The 20,819-nt window shown below is 46.8% G+C and carries 21 protein-coding genes and 1 tRNA gene; 4 read left to right on the top strand and 18 right to left on the bottom strand.

Features of this window, described 5'->3' with window-relative positions; all coding sequences use genetic code 11:
* Nucleotide 1 precedes the first annotated feature (1 nt).
* Nucleotides 2-715, top strand: a complete 714-nt coding sequence (gene budA / locus FC82_RS01735; protein ID WP_056996030.1) for an acetolactate decarboxylase — start codon at nt 2-4, stop codon at nt 713-715.
* A gap of 189 nt (nt 716-904) precedes the next feature.
* Here the strand turns inward: budA and FC82_RS01730 are convergent, their stop codons facing one another.
* From FC82_RS01730 to FC82_RS01725, 3 genes are all read right to left on the bottom strand, one after another.
* Nucleotides 905-1,375 (bottom strand): NUDIX hydrolase, encoded by a 471-nt coding sequence (locus FC82_RS01730; protein ID WP_056996029.1) that lies wholly within the window; start codon nt 1,373-1,375, stop codon nt 905-907.
* A 377-nt stretch (nt 1,376-1,752) separates the two neighbouring features.
* Complete coding sequence (locus tag FC82_RS17295) at nt 1,753-1,887, bottom strand: hypothetical protein (RefSeq protein ID WP_268873489.1); 135 nt, start codon at nt 1,885-1,887, stop codon at nt 1,753-1,755.
* A gap of 4 nt (nt 1,888-1,891) precedes the next feature.
* A complete protein-coding gene (locus tag FC82_RS01725; protein ID WP_082620124.1) occupies nt 1,892-2,899 on the bottom strand; it encodes an oxidoreductase in 1,008 nt (335 codons plus the stop codon).
* Nucleotides 2,900-3,555: 656 nt separating this feature from the next.
* On the opposite strand from FC82_RS01725, the gene FC82_RS01720 reads away from it, so the two are divergent.
* Nucleotides 3,556-4,125 (top strand): hypothetical protein, encoded by a 570-nt coding sequence (locus FC82_RS01720; RefSeq protein WP_162260915.1) that lies wholly within the window; start codon nt 3,556-3,558, stop codon nt 4,123-4,125.
* Nucleotides 4,126-4,131: 6 nt separating this feature from the next.
* On the opposite strand, the gene FC82_RS01715 is transcribed toward FC82_RS01720, so the two are convergent.
* The 6 genes from FC82_RS01715 to FC82_RS01690 all read right to left on the bottom strand — a co-directional run bounded on the left by FC82_RS01715 (nt 4,132) and on the right by FC82_RS01690 (nt 10,006).
* The gene (locus tag FC82_RS01715) at nt 4,132-4,413 is read right to left on the bottom strand and encodes an SDR family NAD(P)-dependent oxidoreductase (protein ID WP_054760862.1); all 282 of its coding nucleotides are present in this window, start codon (nt 4,411-4,413) and stop codon (nt 4,132-4,134) included.
* A gap of 370 nt (nt 4,414-4,783) precedes the next feature.
* Nucleotides 4,784-5,056, bottom strand: a complete 273-nt coding sequence (locus FC82_RS01710; RefSeq protein ID WP_056996027.1) for a hypothetical protein — start codon at nt 5,054-5,056, stop codon at nt 4,784-4,786.
* Between the two features lie 149 nt (nt 5,057-5,205).
* On the bottom strand, nt 5,206-5,514 hold the full coding sequence (locus FC82_RS01705) for a hypothetical protein (protein WP_162260914.1): 309 nt from the start codon (nt 5,512-5,514) through the stop codon (nt 5,206-5,208).
* Between the two features lie 375 nt (nt 5,515-5,889).
* Nucleotides 5,890-6,534 (bottom strand): response regulator transcription factor, encoded by a 645-nt coding sequence (locus FC82_RS01700; RefSeq protein ID WP_054760856.1) that lies wholly within the window; start codon nt 6,532-6,534, stop codon nt 5,890-5,892.
* Nucleotides 6,531-7,745, bottom strand: a complete 1,215-nt coding sequence (locus FC82_RS01695; protein ID WP_054760854.1) for a sensor histidine kinase — start codon at nt 7,743-7,745, stop codon at nt 6,531-6,533. Before FC82_RS01695 ends, FC82_RS01700 begins: the two co-directional genes overlap by 4 nt.
* Before the next feature lie 149 nt (nt 7,746-7,894).
* Nucleotides 7,895-10,006, bottom strand: coding sequence for an MMPL family transporter (locus FC82_RS01690; RefSeq protein ID WP_056996026.1), 2,112 nt, complete (start codon nt 10,004-10,006; stop codon nt 7,895-7,897).
* A 111-nt stretch (nt 10,007-10,117) separates the two neighbouring features.
* On the opposite strand from FC82_RS01690, the gene FC82_RS01685 reads away from it, so the two are divergent.
* A complete protein-coding gene (locus FC82_RS01685; protein ID WP_054760852.1) occupies nt 10,118-10,342 on the top strand; it encodes a hypothetical protein in 225 nt (74 codons plus the stop codon).
* A 20-nt stretch (nt 10,343-10,362) separates the two neighbouring features.
* On the opposite strand, the gene FC82_RS01680 is transcribed toward FC82_RS01685, so the two are convergent.
* From FC82_RS01680 to FC82_RS01635, 9 genes are all read right to left on the bottom strand, one after another.
* Nucleotides 10,363-11,577, bottom strand: a complete 1,215-nt coding sequence (locus FC82_RS01680; protein WP_054760850.1) for an acyltransferase — start codon at nt 11,575-11,577, stop codon at nt 10,363-10,365.
* Nucleotides 11,578-11,994: 417 nt separating this feature from the next.
* Nucleotides 11,995-12,825, bottom strand: coding sequence for a carboxylating nicotinate-nucleotide diphosphorylase (gene nadC / locus FC82_RS01675; protein WP_056996025.1), 831 nt, complete (start codon nt 12,823-12,825; stop codon nt 11,995-11,997).
* Nucleotides 12,809-14,029 (bottom strand): MFS transporter, encoded by a 1,221-nt coding sequence (locus FC82_RS01670; RefSeq protein WP_056996024.1) that lies wholly within the window; start codon nt 14,027-14,029, stop codon nt 12,809-12,811. The genes nadC and FC82_RS01670 overlap by 17 nt, the downstream gene beginning before the upstream one ends.
* Before the next feature lie 527 nt (nt 14,030-14,556).
* Complete coding sequence (locus FC82_RS01660) at nt 14,557-15,642, bottom strand: GH25 family lysozyme (RefSeq protein WP_054760844.1); 1,086 nt, start codon at nt 15,640-15,642, stop codon at nt 14,557-14,559.
* Nucleotides 15,643-16,060: 418 nt separating this feature from the next.
* Nucleotides 16,061-16,486 (bottom strand): GlcG/HbpS family heme-binding protein, encoded by a 426-nt coding sequence (locus FC82_RS01655; protein WP_054760842.1) that lies wholly within the window; start codon nt 16,484-16,486, stop codon nt 16,061-16,063.
* 131 nt (nt 16,487-16,617) lie between these two features.
* The gene (locus FC82_RS01650; protein WP_056996023.1) at nt 16,618-17,103 is read right to left on the bottom strand and encodes a nitroreductase family protein; all 486 of its coding nucleotides are present in this window, start codon (nt 17,101-17,103) and stop codon (nt 16,618-16,620) included.
* A gap of 146 nt (nt 17,104-17,249) precedes the next feature.
* Entirely contained in the window at nt 17,250-18,074 is an 825-nt protein-coding gene (locus FC82_RS01645) for an SDR family NAD(P)-dependent oxidoreductase (RefSeq protein WP_054760839.1), read from the bottom strand.
* Between the two features lie 275 nt (nt 18,075-18,349).
* Nucleotides 18,350-18,421 (bottom strand) — tRNA-Arg (locus tag FC82_RS01640).
* A gap of 363 nt (nt 18,422-18,784) precedes the next feature.
* Complete coding sequence (locus FC82_RS01635) at nt 18,785-19,111, bottom strand: hypothetical protein (protein WP_054760837.1); 327 nt, start codon at nt 19,109-19,111, stop codon at nt 18,785-18,787.
* A gap of 159 nt (nt 19,112-19,270) precedes the next feature.
* Between FC82_RS01635 and thrC the strand changes: the two genes are divergently transcribed.
* Complete coding sequence (thrC, locus tag FC82_RS01630; protein WP_054760835.1) at nt 19,271-20,767, top strand: threonine synthase; 1,497 nt, start codon at nt 19,271-19,273, stop codon at nt 20,765-20,767.
* Nucleotides 20,768-20,819 lie beyond the last annotated feature (52 nt).

The following is a 20,819-nucleotide window of genomic DNA, read 5'->3' as shown; positions in this document are numbered from 1 at the left end:
TATGAAAAACACATTGACACTGTATCAACACGGAACTTTGGCATTACTAGTTCCAGGATTACTGCGGGGGACGATGACCATGGGCGACTTATTAGCACATGGCGACACCGGCATTGGCACCGGTGAGGGATTAGACGGCGAGCTTATCATTCTTGATGGTGTGGCATACCTGGTGCAGGCTAGTGGTGCAGTCAATATTGTGGGTAATGACTTTTTGTTGCCTTTTGGCAACGCACACTGGGCAGATTATCAGCCAAAGAAAACGGTGACCAATTTATCCAAACAACGGGTCGACCGTCAAGTACCAAAAGATTTCAGTGCTGAAAACACGTTTTTTTCAATCAAAATCACTGGAAAATTTTCGCAGGTGATCACGCGGGCGGTAAAAAAATCTGACCCGCCCTACCAGACACTCGCCCAAACGGCGGATAAGCAGCAACTCTTTCACCAAAAGGATGTTGCCGGAACACTGTTGGGCTACTATTCGCCAACCCTTTTTGATGGTATTTCAGTTGGTGGCTTTCACTTTCACTTTTTGTCAGCCGCACATGATTTCGGCGGTCATGTATTAGATTTCTCAGTCGCCCAGGGACAGCTGGCGATTCAAAAATTTAACACACTTGAGCAGCATTTACCGACTACTGATCCAACTTTCATGAAACACAGCTTTGACCACGATGACATTATCGGCAGCATTGCTAAAGCCGAAAAATAAAGTGGCAGACACGTTTAACACAAATAAGGCGGCCCAATCAAAAATCCTATTTGGATCAATGATCGGGTCGCCTTTATTCGATTAAAAAACGTCAATGTAATGACCGTTTATGCCGTTTGAGGCAGTAGGATTATACCGTAGTTGTGAAGGTTGACCTGACTGTTAAATTGGCATACATCATGTTCCTCATTAACCGACGTTGTCATTTTTCGCAAGATAAGTTTTCAGCACCGCAAACATTTCAGCGTGTTGTGCGTTAAAAAATGTCGGTGGCTGATCCATATCAACGTAACGCAGAGCAGTGGTTTCATTGGTTTTGGCGGTTAATAACCGACCGGAACTATGGCGCACCAAATAAAAACAATTGATGGGCTGCACCGCGTCACCATTGGGATAACTGTACGTCAGTGAATCCGACAATTTCAGCAGTTTAACCGGGGCGACCACCACCCCGGCATCCTCCTTAAATTCCCGAACGACAGTGTCCGCGTACGACTCGCCAAATTCCATATAACCGCCAGGAAACCCCCAATTTCCAGTATCGGTCCGTTCTTGCAGCAATACTTGACCCTGGTCGTTTAAGAGCGCCCCTGAAGCGGAATTGAAGATCATTGGGCGATGCCCAACCAAATCACGTATTTCTTTTAAATAACCGTCCATGGGTAGATCCCTCCAATTGACATAGAGTGGCGCAAGGCGCCAAGGGGCGGAGCAGAAGTGACGCTGACCCGAAAAGTCCGAACCTGACTTTTTGGGTCAGCGTCGCTTCTGCAGGAGCCCCTGCCTTACAGAACTCGTTTCGGCAATGAGACCTAAAAGCACATCACCACTACCACTTAATCAAATATTCTCGAAAAGTAAGAACTTAGCTTTTCAGCTCAGAATCGCTTCTGCAGGAGCCTCTTGCCTTGTGAAATTCATTGCCGCTCGGGTGCCTAGAAAGAGCGTTTATCTCATATCTGATTCAAAAAAGTGATTTCACTCCCAGACTAAAATGCCAAATTTTAACCCAAAGTGCCTAATATCCCAGCACTGAATTATTTTTTCAACAGCGGTTCCAAATTCTCCTGCCCCGGTAACGGCAACATTGGACTATTATCCATCAGGAACCAGTCCGCTAATTCTGGCGTAAATTTCAAATCGGCAACCCGGTCTGGAGTGATTTCAGTCACGATGTCAGCCGCCTTGCCAGCTTGGAGCTTGGCCAAAAAGTTCCATCAAGGCTTCGCGCGCAATGGCAACAATGTCACCATAATTGAGTGCATCGATGGCATCCGCTGGCGTGAACACGCTGGACACTATAATCGTGGCAGCCCGCCCGGCAACGGTGTCTTTTACCAATTCGCCGTATGATTTGTTGTGGCCTTCTGGAACGGTGCCATAACCCGTGAAAATTGAAGTATGAATGTAGTCCAGGTCAAAATCGGCCACCTTATCGATCAACTTAAGCGCGTCATCAACAGTATACCCGACAGTATCGCCGTGAATTTCGTCCGGCGAGATTCGGTAGCCCACAATGAAATCATCGGGAGCTTCCTTAGCAACCACGTCTTTGACTGCCTTCACGACAGCGAGTGGAAAGGCCATCCGTTTCTCCAGACTGCCGCCCCACTTGTCAGTTCGGTGGTTGGAGTAGCTTGAGAAGAATTGTTGCAACAGGTAGTGGTTGGCGCCGTGAATCTCGACGCCATCGAACCCGGCAACGATTGCCCGGTGTGCAGCTGCCGCGAAGTCCTGAATCGTTTGCTCGATTTCAGCTTCTGTCATCGCTTCCGGTGTGTATGGCAAGAACGGGAATTTAATGGCACTTGGCGCAACAGTATGCCCTAAATGTTTCTGCGCTTCATAGGCCTCACGCCCGCCATGGTAGAGCTGAACGAGTGCCTTGTTGCCGTCCTGTTTCATGGTGGCAGCCAGTTTGGTCAAACCGGGCAAATACTTATCATCAGAAATTGCAACGCCGCGGTCGAAACCGTCACCAGCCTCATTGACGTTAGCAGCGCCGGTGATCAGTAACCCAGCAGCGTTGGAACGGGCACCGTAGAATGCTAGCGCATCAGCACCAATTGTGCCGTCCGCTTCAGCAGATTTGGGTACCATGGGCGACATGGCGATGGGCGCTTTAATTGTGGCGCCGTGTTTAAAGGTGAATGGTGTGGTTAATTTTGAAAGATCTGTAGTCATGTGTGTAGTTCCTTTCAGTATAAAAAAAGCGATTCAAAGCGGGTAAGACTTAGCATCCGTTATGCAGTGCACCGATGCATTGAGACACTCGTTGTCCACTCGGCGGTCTAAAAAGAGATAGTTGTCGCATTTATCTTCTTAACTCATCATAGATAACATAGTAATGCAAAGTGACCTCACAGCTAAAGAAAAACGTGTGATAGGTACAGCAGTGAATACTTCAAACGCATTCATAGACAGTATATCACTGATTATTTGTAAGCATCTATTCTGCCAGTACTTGTCATCAAATTGATAAAGTTTTCACCAGCCACCTTTTTTACACCTCGTATTATTGCTATAAACATCAATTGAAATTTTCTGCTAAAAGTCGCTTGAAAGTCACTCACCAAACAACTTACGCCACTCTCGGCATTAACCAAACAGCAACAAACCATAAACATTTCATTAACAATCGACACATATAATGACCTCAGTCTCAAAAATAAAGGAGTCTTTACTATGACTAAACCCGTTACCTGCACTTTAAATTGGTTGTGCCAATGAAACATTGGTTAATCTCACGTCCACTCTTTTCGCCACTGCATCGTTTTGTGGCAAATAAAAATGACCGTGCTTTGGTATTCAGTGCTTCATCCACACCATTCAGTTTTTTAATGGCATTATCCAAACTGATTATCGGTGGCCTGTACATGTCGCTTTGGATGGTAGGGTTTGGTATTTATTATCTCGTTCTGGTCTTTTCCAAAACTTGGCTTTACTATCGCTATACACTCATTCGCGTTGGCAAAACAACAACATCAGAAAAAAGGCTCGGCGTCTATCATGAAATTGTGATTGGCGGTTTACTGTTATCCCTTGTTGGGTTGAGCTTTGCCGGATTCAGTGGACTGATGTTGTTTCATGGCTATCAAGAACGTTTCAGTAACAATCTGACTTATATGATAGCCTTTATGGGCTTTATCAAAACGGGTACATCGGCAACAAGTTTAGTTCGTGCCCGAAAGTTGCATAATCCGTTAATTCAGTTGATCAAAGCCTTCAATGTGGCCAACGCAGCCGTCGCTATTGTATTAACTCAGTTTGCCATTTTGTCGATGGAACACTCACCCGTTGCAAATTTCTCAACTGGATTATTCGGACTCGTTATTGGTGGGTTGATTGCTATCGGCGGACTGTGGATTACTTTCAAATACGAACGTCGAGCCGTTAAAGTCACTCACTGAAAAAAATCAACCCGAAGGCATGATAACAACAAAATTGGGTTTTCCATATCTTTTCTTAGTTATCTGAATAACTTTTTTAACGCCTGATTCACTTGAAGTATCGGCAATAATACTAATGACATCACCACCGCCTTCTTTTATTTTTTTCTCAACAGCAGCTAAATTTTTCTCGCTGGCATCTGCGATAACAAGCATTGCTCCTGCAGCCGCGTATCGTATCGCAACGTTTGTGCCCATTTGCGAACTAATACCAATAACCACGGCCAACTCCCGCTTCAAATTTTCCACTTACTCTCCTCCTTCACTAGACCATCAAAAGGCGACATACATGTGCTTAGTACCACGATCTTTTTTTAAATTCATGACTCTGCCAAAAATTATTTTGAATTAAAAATTAGCATTTTAGTGTATTTAGCAAACTATTTTAAACGTGCGCCAAACAGCAACCCCAGAATATTAGGTGCTCCCCTGCTAAAAATCTGTTCAAGATTTCTAACTAGAGCGCCTTCTATTCTGGGGTTATACCACCTTGTACGCCGCTTCTTTTTAATGGTTAATCAGCAATCAAAATGCAGGTATGACCATTTAATGTCAATCGCGCACAGATTTATTTTTATGGGTCGCACGACACTCACAATTTCAAACGCGTACCATCGCGTTATTTCCCGTGTTCAACCGTAGTGGGCTGTGCACCTGCAAAGTCTGCATGGCTGATCTTCTCATCAGGCACTTCTTCGAGAAACCTATCCACAAAGGCGTTCTCTATTTTTATATACGTGCTCATAACACCATTTTTAATTTTATCGTTAACAGCAAACATGTCCTTAGCAATTTTGTCGTTTGTTTGCTTAAGGTGACGGCCAATTTTCACATTGAATGTTGGTGTGCCATCAGCCCTCTGTGTTTTTAATCGATAGTGTTTTTTTGTCATTGTATGCTCTCCTTTACTGAGTCTAATGAAATAACTTGATTGCCGGAAAGAGTGCAATTAGGACAACACTTCCAAGAACCAATAAACCTTTAAAAATGTTTTTACTATTGCGTTTCACGATGTTATTTTTCATTTTGATCTACCTCCGTTTAAGCCTTTGACCGGTTGCTATTCTTGAACATGGGAATCAAGCTCAGTAACATAACCATACCAAGGATTCCAACCCCAACACCCAGCAGGAATGTCCCCCAGATCATTGTCATGACCATTCCAGCGCCAAAAACAATTAACGCGATAACACTGAATAGCCCAACTAATACCGATTTGAATGTAAGTTTGAAACGACCACCATTGGCAATCCATCGATGCACAATCAGCTGCACTAAACCAATCAATAACCCAATCGAACCTATTACAATACCGGCAAGCTGCAAATGAAACAATGGCACCATACTCATCACATTCCGATTGCAAACAAAACGCCGCTGAAGGTTCCCATAAACAAATTAACAATACTTTTCTTTTCCATATTTAAGCCTCCTAATGAGCTATTCCTAAGTTGATGACTCTATTATGGCTTTTGATTGTTAGCGAAATGTTTGTGTAATGTTGCTGAATTGTTAATTAATGTCAGAATCGTTGTATGCATTTGCCTGCGGTCTCATGGCACTAGTTTTTGCGTTGTTGGTGAGAAAGCGCCTTTTCACAACCGTTTCAACTGAATAAACGGCTGCGTGACACAAAAAAACCACCTAAAAATCCGCGTAAGAATTTTCAGGTGGCGCTTTTTTAGTTCATTTCCAATCGTTATTTGTGTGTACGCCGGTAACGCATCAAGGAACGATAATACCCTCTTTTACAGCAACAGCAATCGCCTGAGCCCGATTCGAAACATCGAGGATCTCATAGATTTCCGTTAGATATAATTTAATCGTCCGGTCAGTAACAAACATGCTTTTGGCGATCTCTTTGTTAGTCTTGCCTTGAGAAACCATTTCAAGCAGCGTGATCTGCTTATCGGTCAGTTGAATTAAAGAATCCCGTTGATTAGAAGCTGTCAAGGAAATCAGTCGGGCTGTCACTTCATCGCTAACAGCAACGTATTTCGGATCTTTAATAAGTTTGGCAAGCTCACTGACAATTGTGTTGGGCTCCTCACTCTTTAACAAATACCCACAAATACCATAGTCGGCCATGTGTGTCACAATCTCATCATTAATTTCCGTAGATAAAATCAGAATTTTTGTTTTCTTCTTGATTTGTTTAATGAGATCGACACCATTTAATTTTGGCAGTTGCAGGTCAACCACGATAATATCAGGTACCAAAGAAAGCGACTGCAGTTTAGCTTCCGCTGCTTCGCCATCTGCAACACTCGCTACAACGGTTAAAGTCGGGTTCATATTAATCAGCATTTCAAGTCCTTCACGAACGATTGGATGGTCGTCAACAATCATTACCGTGCCCTTTTGGCTCATGATTTCGCCTCCATTTTTACTCTTATTCTAACAACGGTCCCAGTGTCCGGCAAACTCAAAATTTGAATGTCGCCGCCGTGGTGCTGTGCCCGTTCGCGCATGCCTTTAAGACCAAAGTGCCCCGCTGGCGTTTTAGCCTTTTCCGGAAACGGCTTGCCGTGATTTTCAACACTGATGATCAGGTCACGCCCCTTTTGAACTGCACTGACTTTGGCTTCGGAAATCTCGGCATGTTTCACAACGTTCATCAAGGCTTCTGTCACCATCCGAACAACGTCCACCAGCAGTTCGCCAGATAAAACGATATCCTCGCTGATGGCCACTTTGGTGGTCAACCCGTACTTTGCCTGAATGAGAGCCGTTTGCTCCAAAATGCGCAGTCGTAGGCCAACTGTGGCATTTTCTGGTGTCACATTACGGTAGTCATCAATCATCGCCCGTGATTCTTTGATCGATTGTGTCGTCAATTGCTGCACGTGATGCAGCTGTTCAATTACCTTATCGGGTTGATCATTAGCAGCATAGCCATCCATGATAGCGAGTTCCATACTGATGCCGACCAGATCCTGCGTCAGTGTGTCATGAAGGTCACGGGCAACCTTTTGCCGCTCCTCGGCGACAGTAAGTTGTTCGACCTTTTGATAGGCAAAATCCAGTTCAGAATTCATTTGCTGCAGTTGCAACGTTTTGTAATTGTTCTCGTAGACCGGTTTGTAATAGTAGTACGTCAGCAAGGCTACCGCGACGATGGCCTCAAGAAGATAAAACACACTTAACAACGGTTCGGTAATTGCCCCAATCACTAAAATACCAATCGCATAGACCCAGATAACTTCTGATATGAGAAAGCGTCCGTGAAAGCCGCCCAATGGAATATCTTCAATCACTAAAACCGGAATCGTACCAATTAGCAACGAAAATGAACCGGTTGGGTTCTGCATTATAAAGGCCATCAGTACCGTCACTAAGATCTGACTGATCTGAAGCACATAATAGTTGCCCCATTTGAGGATCCATTTGGCACAGACCATGATCATGAGTTGTACAAACATCAAGAAGCCCGCGTAAAATGCCGGATTATTGAGTGACCTGTTAAACCAATAGCTAACTGCCAGTGAAAATAGGTAGACCAATGCCAATAAACCAAGCATCGTCCAACGACCCCGCCTCAAAAACTGGTTTTTAAGTTGCGTTTGAACTCTTTCTTCCAATGTGAATCCCCCCGATGAGGTGCATGTCCAGTTCAGTAAAAACAAGAAAACACCAGATATTCAAATTGAGAATACCTGGCGTTTTACAGCACTGTTTGAAAATGAATTAACTGCCAAAGTGCTTCTCAGCTCTAAGTTTACCGCTCTCACTAATCAATAGCTACATGTGGAATGATATGGTCGAGCCATTTCGGCAGATACCAGTTAGCATTTCCCAGTAGCGCAATCATTGCTGGCACGAGGACCATTCTGACAACGAACGCGTCAAAGAAGATACCAAACGTCAACGCTAAACCAATCGATTTAACCGTTGAATCTCCCGCAAACACGAAGCCCATGAACACAGCAGACATAATGAGTGCTGCCGCAAAGACCGCTTTCCCGTTACTACTCAATGCCTCGATCACCGCTCGTCTCGTGTCGCCGGTACGCTCATAAATTTCACGGATCCGACTCACAAGAAACACCTCGTAGTCCATCGCAAGCCCGAACAGGATACCAATCAAGATTACTGGTGCAAAGTTGAGGATCGGCATGGTACCGGTCACACCTAGTAGGTTCATCCCGTGCCCTTCTTGAACAACGAAGACCAACGCACCCAGTGTTGCCAGTAACGATAGAACAAACCCCAAAACGGCAATCAATGGAATCAACAACGATCTGAAAATCACCATGAGCAACAAGAATGCAAACAGGACAATGATGATGGCAAATTTCGGCAAGGCCTTCATCAACATCGATGACATATCGATATTAATGGCCGTGGTCCCGGTGACTAATAGCTTTGGGACACCGTTTTTATTAGACTGTGCTCTGATTTCGGAAACAAGTTTCTTCGTTTTCACGTTATTTCCGTCATACTTCGGTGTCACCGTCATCATGTACATACGCTTACTCTTTGGACTCGCCATTGCCGGGGTAACACTGACAACATTTTTATCGTTTGATAGCTTTTCAAACGCAGCGTTAACTTTAGCCTTACTATCCGTTTTAGCCAGTACGACCAAGGTTGCTGAATTACCCTTACCATACCCTTTTGCCATCAAATCGTAAGCGCGCCGTTCTGTGTAATGCGTGCTTTTGACCCCGTCATTTGGGAGGCCAAGATTGATGTGGCTAACCGGTACCGCGATGGCAATCAGCCCAATCACGGCGACCAGAGATACTAAGGCTTTGTACTTCATAATAAAACGACCGTAGCCTTGCTTTTGATTCAGTTTGCCAAAAATACCGAAGAAGCGATTCCGTTTTTCACCCGTAGCATGCCTCCCAATTAGTACAAGGGTCGCCGGAATGAACGTCAGGGCTGTGAACACAGCAGTCAATACGGATAATGCACCGCAAATGCCCATGACAGTTAAGAAACCGATACCCAGCGTGCCCATTGCAAGGAGCGCCACTAAGATGGTTGCGCCAGCAAAAATAACTGACTTACCCGCAATCGTGAGTGACCGGCGCAACGCCAACTCCCGATTGTGATGCGCTTTAAATTCCTCACGATACCTGGAAATAATGAACAGGCCGTAATCGATACCGACTGCCAACCCGACCATCCCGCTCAACGACAGGTCCGCCGAACTGATCGTGATAAAGTTCGACAGGATCAACGTCCCAAGGACACTGATGCCCAAGCCGAGAACGGCTGAAATAATCGGCATACCAGCTACCAATAATGACGCAAAAGTAACGGCAAGAATGATAATGGCTGCAATCAATCCGTAGACCTCTGATTTTTCGCCAGTATCCAGGGCGTTAATCGTCAAATCACCGCCTAATTCAGTTTGAATGCCTGCCTTTTTGGTTATTTTTGTGGCCTTCACCAACTTATCAATTGAATGCTGCGACACATCCGTCGCCTTTTTCTTGAATTGGACAGTCGCGTAACCATACTTCCCATTTTTAACGATGTTTTGTTGCTGCATCGGTGTTGCAACAGTGCTGACCTGTTTGTTTTTTGCCACCTTTTTAACGAGTTTATTAATGGCTGCTGTTTTTTTCTTATCCGTCAGCTTACCGGATTTTGCTCGGAACACAATTTTTTCGCTGGCACCACTCGTCGCACTGGTTGTATAATCCTTTTTCACGACGTTAAGCGCTTTTTGCGATTCCGTTCCCTTAATATTGAGGGATGCTGCCGAAAAATTTGACCCCTCGTGGTACGCAACACCGCCAACTACACCTAAAACAACAATAACAAGCGCAATCGTCGCGACGGCATGATGATAAATAAAATCACTGAGTTTTCCTAAAAACTTTGTCACACTAAAATCTCCCTCCGTTTGCTTACAAATACAGCTTAACAAGCATACTGGCAGGAAATAATAGACCTTGGGGCATGGTTTGATTTCCCTTAAGGGTATTTTCACCACACCATGACAACTGCCCCATCAGCCAATCAACCACAAAAAAAGACCGTCAACTTAGAATACGTTGACCGTCTCTTTCATTTCATTATTAACATGTACCTGGGCCAGGTTCGGCCACTGTTTGGGTATCTCACACTGACTGAACAGTGCAAAACCCAGGCTGATTTTGAGACCATCGACTACCAACATCCAGCATCAAGTGAATGCCATGTCAGAGCCTTTATTGTTTGATGTAAAACCCAGCTCACGGTTTATTTGCGATCGTCTGGGGTCAGTGACTTTTCTTCAACAACGGTTGCAATCTTCTCTTGCGTCTGCGCCACGCGCTTTTTAAACCGTAGATTATTCCGCCCAATCAAAATGCCAAACGGCGGTACCTTGTAGCAGAACCAAGAAATGCCAAAGGCAACGGCAATCACGAATGCGTAACCGATCGGCAGGCAAAGCAGCATTGCCCACGCCGGTAACGAGATCTGTGCCAGGATAAATGCCAGCATCGCTAACGGAATTGTTTGGACAAGGTAGAGACCAAACGAGACTTTTGCGACGTTGTGTACCCAACGGTCGACCCACGGCCACAGACCGTGTTGCCGCCAATAAGCGAATCGCAGTCCCACCCAGAACACAAAGGCAATCATAAAGACGTCGTAAATCAGCATGTATGGTTGATGCACCGACATTGTGGCTGCCATCGACAGGTGCAAGAAGTCGATGTCAAAGAAGAACAGCCCAACCGTACCCAGTGAAAGAATCCCGGTCAGCCAGGCAATCGGCTTGATGTGCGCGTTGATGAACTGCGTAACGGCCTTGTAGTGGATCGAAGCATACGCCCCTGCCAGGAAGTAAAACTGGTAGGTGAACACGTTGACCCCGTATGACCGAAACCACCACCACCAATTTGTCCGGTCGATGTTTGGCAGGAAGTACTTGATAAAAATCAGGATCGCCATCTGAATCACAAAACTGATGCCCATGATCCAGCTATGGTACTTATCGAATTTTTTAAACATCAAAACGATCAGTGGGAAAACAAGGTAGAGCTGTAACACAATCAAAATGTAGTACATATAAAACTGGTCGCCATGAATGACCGCGTCAATATAGTCCGCCTTAAAGTTGGCCATACTGAACCCGACCCCCGCTTCGATCGACAAAAACATCACGATAAAGTTCCACGCGAGATAAGGAATCCCAGCGCTCACAAACCGTTTACGTTCAAATTTCAACCACTCATGTTTGCGATTATAATAGTTCAGCGTCAACACCAAGCCGGTCATAAACATGAACCCCATCCGCGTAAAATGCAGCATCAAATGCGAGGCTTCAAGAATTACCTGACTGGTCGAGGCGTTATCGATGCGGCCCTTAAAGGTCGACGTCGTGTGGTTTAACAGGGCCCCGCAAATGAAGATGATCCGCATCAGATCAACTTCGTAGAGGTAGGGGCGCTTTGTTTTTGCCGCCAAGTCATCACTTCCAATTAATAGCGTTTATTTTTTTAATTAACGCTAACTATCATGCCGGTGATGGCTTAAGGCGAACTTAAAATTAAGTTTCATTTTTCGTAATATTGCCGGTGTGATAGGTTTCATGAATCATTGGATTGCGTGATGATGTCAAGCAAATTGTGACTTTAGCTGTGATGATAACGGTTATTTATTGGCACAGTTTTGTTGCAGTTGTCGGTTATCATTTAAAATTTCAATCAATCAGGCTACCGTTTCCGGGTGAGGCCTCTTCAGCATTCAAACGAGGCGCAAAACAAACTGTTCCATCAATGTTATGGCGCATGGCAAACTGCCGCCTATTTCAACGCGTAAATCGACCGATGTCGTCATTTAGTGTTTTTCCCCCCGTGGGTCTCATTCCCAATAAAAAAGGTGTCAGGCTAAATCAAAACCAATATCCAGATTATTGACCCGGTTCGTTAGGTACCCGAGCGACAGAAAATCGGCACCCGTTCCCGCGTAGTCGTGGAGATTGTTCAGGGTAATGCCGCCTGAAATTTCCGTTTGAATCGTTGCAGGAACACGTTTTTGCCAGTCCTTGACCACCGCGGGCAACTGATTATCAAACATAATGATGTCCACCTGTGCAGCGATTGCTGCCCGTAATTCAGCTTCAGTTTCGACCTCAACCTCGATCTTTTTCGCTGGCCCCAATACCGTTCGTAATTGCTTGACCGCCGCGGTTAAACTGCCGACTGCGTGCCAGTGATTATCTTTCAACATTGCCATGTCGTACAATCCCATTCGGTGATTCAGACCACCGCCGCATCGCACTGCGTACTTATCGAAGAGGCGCAGTCCTGGGGCTGTTTTGCGGGTATCAAGGATCTGCGTGTGGTCATCAGCCAACGTGTTAACCGCTGTCCGAGTAGCCGTTGCAATGCCGCTCATACGTTGCATCAGGTTCAAACTTAAGCGTTCGGCTGCCAAAATGGTGGCCATGTTGCCCGAAGCGGTACCGAGGCTGGTGCCCGCCGCAACTGTTTCGCCGTCCTGAACTGCTGGAGCGTACGTTGCATCATTGCCTAACAGTTGATAAATCAGGCTCGGCAACTGTTGTCCGGCCACAATTCCCGCCGTTTTCAGGGTGTAGTGACCGGTACACGTCCGGCCCGCTAACAGCGAAGCGGTCAGGTCGCCCGCGCCTAAATCTTCTTTGATAAAACCACGAAGTAATGGCAACACTGCGTTAGTGTTGAGCAGCATGCGCCATCGCCCCCTTAGCCGGTGCCGTTGCGCCGTAGTCTTCGACGGAATGGTCGTGCAGCCCAGCAACTAACGTGATCAGGGCAATAATGAGCAAGCCGATAAAAATACCAAAAATCAATTGGATGCTGGCTTGACCATCGAGCAACCAACCCACCAGATACGGGCCAATGGCTGCGCCGACCCGGCCAATCGACTGCGCTGTGCCCATGCCGGTTCCACGAATCGCCTGCGGAAATTGGCTTGGGGTGATGGCGATCAGCGTGCCCCAGGCACCCAAATCAAAGAAGGACAGCATCGCACCGGCAATCAGGATGATCACCGATGATGTGGCCGAAACAAACAACACGCTGGCCACAATGGTGCCGCCAATATATACCGCCAAAATCGTTTTCCGAGCCACCCGTTTCATCAGATATGCCGCCAGATAATAACCCGGCAACTGGGCAATCGACATCAGCAACGTATACCCCATCGAGTTCACGATTGAGAACCCGCGCATCGTCAGCACGCTTGGCAGCCACATAAACATCCCGTAATACGTTAGCATCACAATAAACCAAAGTACTGCCAGAACTATGAGTTGCCGACGATAGCTAGAATGCCAAATTTCAGAAAACGCCGCGTGCTCAGTTTTGTCATGCGGTTTTTCCTCAGGCAAATGCCGCCGCAGAATAAATGCATACAAGCCTGCAACAGCGGTCACGATAGCCGCGATCCGCCAGCCAAAGATCGGCATTAGCAACCAGGCGACTAAACTGGCAATGATCCAGCCGTATGCCCAGAAACTGTCGCCGAGAATCAACATCTGTGAACGTTTGGTACCGGAAAAATTATCAGCTAACAGCGTGGCTGCCACCGGCAATTCGCCACCAAGACCCAATCCGGTAATGAACCGAATGACCATAAACACCGTGATGTTGGGAGCAAAAATAAGGGCAAGATTCCCAAGTGAAAATAAGACAAGCGTTCCCATCAACACGTGCTTGCGGCTAATCATATCCGCCAGCCGGCCAGCAAAAACCGCGCCAAAGATCATCCCAATGGACGTAATGGCGGAGATGCCACCCAACGTTGACTCACTTAGATGCCACTCTCCTCTGATCAACGGCATAATAAACGACAATAACGCCACGTCCATGGCGTCGAACAGCCACGCTGTCCCCACAATGAGGAGCAGGTGGTTTGTTTTTTGTTTCTGCATTTTTCTCATCCTCCATGACACTTGTTTATAAAAGTCGGTTCGACTTTTATTATTGGTGACAAAGATACACGTCATTTTTGATGGTGTCAAGACACCCTACTCAGAATGTGGAAAATGCCTCGTTTATTGTGCCCGTTGGTTGGCTTTATGCAGCATAAAAAGTGTCCTCAGCTTACTTTAACTGGAGACACTTTTGGTTTTTTGCATTTTGATGCGGATTTTATTGGGATTTGGCCAAGGTTTTGTCTTTGCATTATTCTGATCGAGAGTATGCATGTTTCAGAAGGCGGGCTTGCTAAAGGCCCAGTTTTGTTTCGTGCTGTCTGTTTTCGAGGTTAAACGAGCCACGGAAGGCAGGTTTGCTAAAAGCCCGTTTTTGTTTTGCGCTTTCCTGTCCTCAAGACTAAACGCGCTCCTGAAGGCAGGGGGCTACTGCATAAGCCAACTCTGGCACAAAATCCAAGTTCGGGATTTTCTGCCAGAGTTGACTTATGCTCCGCCCCCCTAAACGCCTTCTTCCGCGCTCTCTACTTTAGATATCCCCTCCAGATCCAGCCGCCGTGTTTGCCGTCCGCTGAATTGACGTGGTAGTAGATGATTGTATCGCCCTTTGACTTGCGGTACAGTTTTTCGTGCTGGTTCGTGTACCAGGTCACGTTTGGTAATGATTTGTTGTAGCCGTACCGGATACCCAAATGTTTGGAGTAGCGGGCGCCCGCCGTTGTATGGTAGGCGTGCCGCTTCATCGATGCGCGCCATACTAACCGCACCGACTTTGAACGAGTTGCGGAATAGGATGAGGCCGATGGGGCTGGTACCTTAACCAGTGTCGTCGTTGGTTGATTGGCCTTAGTCGTAGAAGAACTGTCTGTCGTGCTTGATGTTGTACTTGAGGAACCGCCCAAATAATAGCTGTTATTTAATTGACTAACATCCAGATCCTGTGATTCGCCGCTGAATCGGTAATCGCTGGCCCACTGCCATGCGTTAGCCGACGGATATGCGGAACCGCTTGGGTTAGCTGGCCACTGCGCCAGCCAGCCCTTGTTGCTGTCGTTGGTATCGATAACTTTGCCGACCCAGCTGGCCATGGTATACAAATCGGTCTTGTTGTACCCCGCCTGATTCAAAACGGCATCAAAGGCGGCTAGATTGGCATCGTTAGTACTCTTAGACAGTTTTGAAAACGCACTGTCCTCAAAGTCCACGACCATGACCATGTCCTTGGAGCTGGTGACGGCCTGAACAGCGTTGATGAAGTTCTGGGCTTCCGCCTGGGCCTCTGCCACCGTAGTAAAGTGAGCAAAGTGGTAGTAGTTGACTGATAAGCCGGCGCCCTGGGCGTCAGATGTTTGTGATGATAAAACCGGGCTCGTGTAGCTGGTCCCCTCAGTTGCCTTGATGGCCACCGCCTTAACGCCCGCTTGCGCCAAGGTCTGATAATCGCTGCTTGTCAGGTTCGATTGCCAACTCGACAGATCCACCATGTCCGTGTTCGGCTGTGAAGTTGATGGTGTCAAGGATGCATGAGCGGTCACAACCGACGTCGTCCCCAACGTTCCAGCAATCACTGCCCCCAGTAACAATAATTTCGAATGCTTTAATTTACGCATAAAAAGTTCCCCATTCCCTTTTCTAATCTGTAGCTAGTGTACCACCTTTCTACTCCATTTTGATAGCGAAGAAACCGCGTATTTTCGGGATTCCAAGACATTCCGGCTTTAAGTATAACTGGCAAAAACGATACCATTTTCTATTGACGATCACTTTACTTATTACCGCCTTAACAAGAACTGCTAGGCACCATGAAAAAAGGCAGGGTCTGCTATCCCCGCCTTAAACTTTATGGTTAATGATCGAGGTCTGTCGCTACCAACAAACGGGTATCAGCACGATGCCTGACCTGTGTATACCAGGACTTCGTATCGGGTTAAGGAACAGACTGAAAAACTAGAAACACGGCCGTGCTGATTGTTTAAAAACAACCTGATTTTGCCATATTGATGGCACGAAGCAACAGTCATTATCAGATTAACTAAGCTGTTTTTCGGCTACTGCAACGATTTTTCGGGCTAGCGCCAAGTCACCGTCACCGGTTGACCCGCTCACACCAACCGCGCCAACAACTGCCTGACTAACTTTAATTGGCACCCCGCCCTGCAGGGGTAAAACGCCTGGCGTTGACATCATTGACGGTTGTCCATTATTCACGAACTGTTCAAACACGCCCGACTCGTCCTGCAGTTGAATCGTTGAAGCAGCCTTGCCAATAGCCACTCGAACGGAAACTGGTGCGGCGTTATCCATTTGTGCGAAGGCTTTCAGATTACCGCTGAGGTCGAGAATGGCTACCGACACCTGAACGTTTTTCTGGGTGGCAGCAGTCACACCCGCAGCCACTAACTGTTGTGCTAACGCTAAGGTAATATCCTGTTTTGTCTGCAAATATTTTGCCATAAGAGACCTCCTAATATTTAATTGGTGACCCTATTTTCAGCCAATCCCTTTTTAAAAACAATCATTTCATCCTTAACCAAACCGAAAAAAATAGCGTCAACGGGTCGTAAACCGTCAACGCTAAATCACAATTATTTACGAATGACCTTATAGCGGCTGCTTCGGTCATTAGCGGCTATTTCTTCCGTTGCATGCCCGATTGGGACAACGACTTGAGGTGAATACCCCTTGTCGATGCCTAGATCCGCCAACAGCGCTGGATCCTTTCGCAGTGCCATGGCAGCACTCATTACGTAAACTGAGCCTAATCCTAGGCTGGCAGCTTCAACCATGACGTTTTCCGCGGCAACTGATGCGTTCCGTTCGCCAAAGTTACTCTCGTCTTGGGTGGCAATGATAAACAGCAGCGGTGCCCCGTATGCGGCATCATTGACTGATGTTTCGATGCGTTGCAACGTGGCATCATCCTCAACCACTACGGCCTGGGTAACGTCTGCTTCCCCTCTGCCGCAGGGGGCAGCTTGAAACGCTGCAATCAACTGATTAACTTCGTCAGCGGTTGGTTTGTCCGCCTTAAAACTTCGAACTGCATGTCTTGCTAATACTGGGTCTGTCATTTTTAAAACAACTCTTTTCTATACATAATCAAAATGGCCTCCCTATGAGCACCATAGCTCTAGTATAGGCCATTTTTCGGAAACGGTTTCAAAAAATTTCATGTGTTATTGCGCCATCCCAACGATATCGGGCGTCTTGTGACAACTTATTTTGTCAGCCGGTCGACCGCAAAAGCCATCACGTGTTTAAACAGATGCTGATGCACCCGTGCGAGATGGCCGATAAAGTTATCTCCAAGGGCGTGGTAGTAGCGATACTTCGGCTTGGCATCCGTTGCGGCCCGATAAAAGACCTCGGCCAAATCTTCAGATGTCGCACTGGATTGACTGCCCATCCGCTTTAACAACGCCTTCGTCCCGTTGGTTAGTTTCAAATAAGGTGAATTAGGTTTCAAATTCTTCTCGGCGTTAGCCATGGCAATTTCCGTCCATGATGAGGCGGTGCCGCCGGGTTCAACGATGATTGACCGAATACCAAACTGTCGCACTTCTGTATCTAATGTGTCAGACCAGACGTTTAGCGCGTGCTTTGTGACGTAGTACCAGCCGCCCAGTGGGGAATACATTTCACCGCCAATTGAGGAGATGTTGATGATCCGGCCGCTGCGTTGAAACCGCATCGTAGGTAAAACGAGTTTTGTCAGCTCGGAAGCCCCCAGCAGATTAGTCTCCAATTGTTTGCGGGCGTTTTCTTCACTCACTTCTTCCAAGGGGCCAAACTCGCCGTAACCAGCGTTATTTATCAGCACGTCAACGCCGCCAGCATCATCCAGCGCCTGGGTCGCAAAATCATTACGGGATGCCTTGTCCGTGACATCTAGATGAAGCGGGTGAATGTTCGCACCTGTTGGAATCTTTTCCGTCCGGCGCGCGCCAGCATAGACCTGCCAATCACGCAACGCAAACAGCTTTGTGGCCGCATAGCCCATACCGCTTGAGGCCCCAGTGATGAATATAATTTTTCCAGCCATGATCGATAACTCCTTCTTGAACAAGTGTGTATTTTACCCACTAATATACGCCTTTCAATTTGGAATGAGGTGATATTTGCTCGATATTGTACAAAATCAAGATGATTGCTTAATACCGATTGTTACTATGCACTACTGGATGTGCCTAATTATCTTTTAAATGTGAGTTGTTCATATCGTGCTTAGCCGTCTTCACCTTTTCATCACCCCTTAGTTCACAAAGGACGATAAAAAACAGGCCTCCGTAAAAGCCTGCTTCACGCGCTTGATACTCATGCGCCCCCCGAGAGTCGAACTCGGATCATGAGGACCGAAATCTCATGTGCTATCCATTACACTAAGGGCGCCCTTCAACATCAATGATAATCGTATTCAATGCAAGAAACAAGTTTTACTGCATATTGGCACCAATCGTGCATACAAAATAACTGGTAATCTGACCATGACTATCTGTTCAAAAAAATTGATAAAGGTATCGACACACACTCATCCGAATAAACCTTTACTCTATCACCTGCATCCTAAAACAAACACCGCACCTATCAGCACTAACTCACACAAAAAGCCACCCCCGACAAGGAGAAACACGACGGGAAGTGGCTAGATAAGTAGCAATTCAATTCGCTGAATTAACTGATGACACCAAGAAAAATACTGCTGTTAATCAACACACGAAAAACATAGGCAACAGACCTGCTTCAACAAACGCCTTACCGTTCCCCAGCAATCTTCATCGCCTCGTCCTGCAAATAAAAGAACAGGGCACCCGGGTTTGCTTGAAAATCAGCGACAAAGCTATCCCCTTGAGACTGAACTGTCTTGAGGGGCTTTTTCATCACGTCGGTCACAGCTAAACCGTCGCCGTCCCAGTGCACTGAATCGTAGTGACCTGCTTCTGAAAAGTCTAGGTACGCCTGCAAGGAATCCTTAACAGCCTGCTTGATTACATCGTCTGCGGTAACGGTTTCACCCTTCGCTTGACGATCAGCAACTTCTTTTTCGACTTCTGCCATTGATTCTGGTACTTCGATTTCCATGAGAATCCTCTTTTCTATTGTTCTGTTCGCTCCATATTAACATATCCCCAGAATTGAAGAGTTGTTAATACACGAAAAATGAGAAACCAACTGAATTTTCTCATAAAATAAGGTAAACTAGGACTAACGATTGTCGATTACTAAGGAGGAACCCCTACAATGACTCTCTTATACCGGAGCACCCGTGGCAAGGCTGACAACGCCCTGACCGCATCAGCCGCCATTTTACAAGGCCTCAGTCCAGATGGCGGGCTGTACGTGCCAACTGAAAAACCACAACTTGATTTGAATTTAAACGACTTACCAGGTCTCACCTACCAACAGGTTGCCTTTAACGTCTTGAGCGCCTTTCTCACCGATTTCAACGCCGAAGAACTCAAGGCCTGTGTCAACGCAGCTTACGACGACAAATTTGACGATGCAGCAATCGCCCCCGTCAGCCACCATGGCAAAGACTTCTATTTGGAACTGTTCCACGGCCCAACCATTGCGTTTAAGGACCTGGCGCTCTCCATTCTGCCGCACTTGATGACCACCGCTGCAAAGAAACAGCACTTCGACAAACAGATTGTCATCCTCACTGCCACTTCCGGTGACACAGGAAAGGCCGCAATGGCCGGTTTCGCCGACGTGGCTGACACCCAGATCATCGTTTTCTATCCGAAACAGGGTGTCAGTGCCATTCAGAAGCAGCAAATGATCACCCAACCTGGTGCAAACACCCACGTGGTCGCCATCGATGGCAATTTTGACCAGGCCCAGACCAACGTCAAGGAAATTTTCAACGATGATGCCTTCAAGCAGGAAATTGCTGCTAAGGGGTACCAGTTCTCATCCGCCAATTCAATCAACATCGGCCGACTCGTGCCGCAGGTTGCCTACTACTTCTACGCATACGGCCAGCTGATCAAGCAAAACGCCATCAAGGCGGGCGACAAGATCAACTTCACCGTACCAACCGGCAACTTTGGCGACATTCTGGCTGGTTACTACGCTAAAGAATTAGGTTTGCCAATCAACCGCCTGATCTGTGCCTCTAACCAAAATAACGTTCTGACCGATTTCTTTGAGACCGGCTATTATGACCGTGTACGGCCCTTCTTCACCACGACCTCACCATCGATGGATATCTTGGTTTCAAGCAACCTCGAACGTCTGATTTTCCGCGCCGTTGGCAGTGACGCCACCCAGACCAGTGCCTACATGCACGAACTGGAATCCGCTGGCCACTACCAAGTCAAACCCGAAACGTTAGCCTTCCTCAAGGAAACCTTCAGTGCCGGATCAGCCACCGGTGACGCCGATGCTCAAGCCATCGCTTCCGTCTTCAAGGAGGATGGGTTCGCTATCGATCCGCACACCGCAGTGGCCAAGGCTGTTGCCGACCAATACCGGGATGCTACGGGTGACGACACGCCAATGGTCATCGTTTCCACTGCCAGCCCATACAAGTTCCCCAATGCCGTTCTCAGCGCCATTGAGGGGCATGATGAATCTGCTGATGGTTTGGATGCCATCGCCCAACTCAAGGACACCATTAACGTCCCGTTGCCGCCCACCATTCAAAAATTGTTTGACGCACCGGTTCGTCACAATCTTGCCGTGAATGCCAACGAGATGAAGGAAGCGATTTCAAAAATTCTCAAAATTGGGTAAAAAGGCTATGAAACGGGCATGAAAACGCTTATACTTTAATTGTCAATGAAAT

This window comes from Secundilactobacillus collinoides DSM 20515 = JCM 1123 (assembly GCF_001435975.1).
Classification (GTDB): Bacteria; Bacillota; Bacilli; order Lactobacillales; family Lactobacillaceae; genus Secundilactobacillus; species Secundilactobacillus collinoides.
This window is presented reverse-complemented; position numbering and strand designations above follow the sequence as displayed.

Excerpts from the sequence above, each read along its gene's own strand:
- budA (WP_056996030.1), top strand. The coding sequence starts at position 2 with ATGAAAAACACATTGACACTGTATCAACACGGAACTTTGGCATTACTA.
- FC82_RS01730 (WP_056996029.1), bottom strand. The coding sequence starts at position 1,375 with ATGGACGGTTATTTAAAAGAAATACGTGATTTGGTTGGGCATCGCCCA.
- FC82_RS01725 (WP_082620124.1), bottom strand. The coding sequence starts at position 2,899 with ATGACTACAGATCTTTCAAAATTAACCACACCATTCACCTTTAAACAC.
- FC82_RS01720 (WP_162260915.1), top strand. The coding sequence starts at position 3,556 with ATGGCATTATCCAAACTGATTATCGGTGGCCTGTACATGTCGCTTTGG.
- FC82_RS01710 (WP_056996027.1), bottom strand. The coding sequence starts at position 5,056 with ATGACAAAAAAACACTATCGATTAAAAACACAGAGGGCTGATGGCACA.
- FC82_RS01705 (WP_162260914.1), bottom strand. The coding sequence starts at position 5,514 with ATGAGTATGGTGCCATTGTTTCATTTGCAGCTTGCCGGTATTGTAATA.
- FC82_RS01700 (WP_054760856.1), bottom strand. The coding sequence starts at position 6,534 with ATGAGCCAAAAGGGCACGGTAATGATTGTTGACGACCATCCAATCGTT.
- FC82_RS01685 (WP_054760852.1), top strand. The coding sequence starts at position 10,118 with ATGACAACTGCCCCATCAGCCAATCAACCACAAAAAAAGACCGTCAAC.
- nadC (WP_056996025.1), bottom strand. The coding sequence starts at position 12,825 with ATGCTGCTCAACACTAACGCAGTGTTGCCATTACTTCGTGGTTTTATC.
- FC82_RS01670 (WP_056996024.1), bottom strand. The coding sequence starts at position 14,029 with ATGCAGAAACAAAAAACAAACCACCTGCTCCTCATTGTGGGGACAGCG.
- FC82_RS01660 (WP_054760844.1), bottom strand. The coding sequence starts at position 15,642 with ATGCGTAAATTAAAGCATTCGAAATTATTGTTACTGGGGGCAGTGATT.
- FC82_RS01655 (WP_054760842.1), bottom strand. The coding sequence starts at position 16,486 with ATGGCAAAATATTTGCAGACAAAACAGGATATTACCTTAGCGTTAGCA.
- FC82_RS01650 (WP_056996023.1), bottom strand. The coding sequence starts at position 17,103 with ATGACAGACCCAGTATTAGCAAGACATGCAGTTCGAAGTTTTAAGGCG.
- FC82_RS01645 (WP_054760839.1), bottom strand. The coding sequence starts at position 18,074 with ATGGCTGGAAAAATTATATTCATCACTGGGGCCTCAAGCGGTATGGGC.
- FC82_RS01635 (WP_054760837.1), bottom strand. The coding sequence starts at position 19,111 with ATGGAAATCGAAGTACCAGAATCAATGGCAGAAGTCGAAAAAGAAGTT.
- thrC (WP_054760835.1), top strand. The coding sequence starts at position 19,271 with ATGACTCTCTTATACCGGAGCACCCGTGGCAAGGCTGACAACGCCCTG.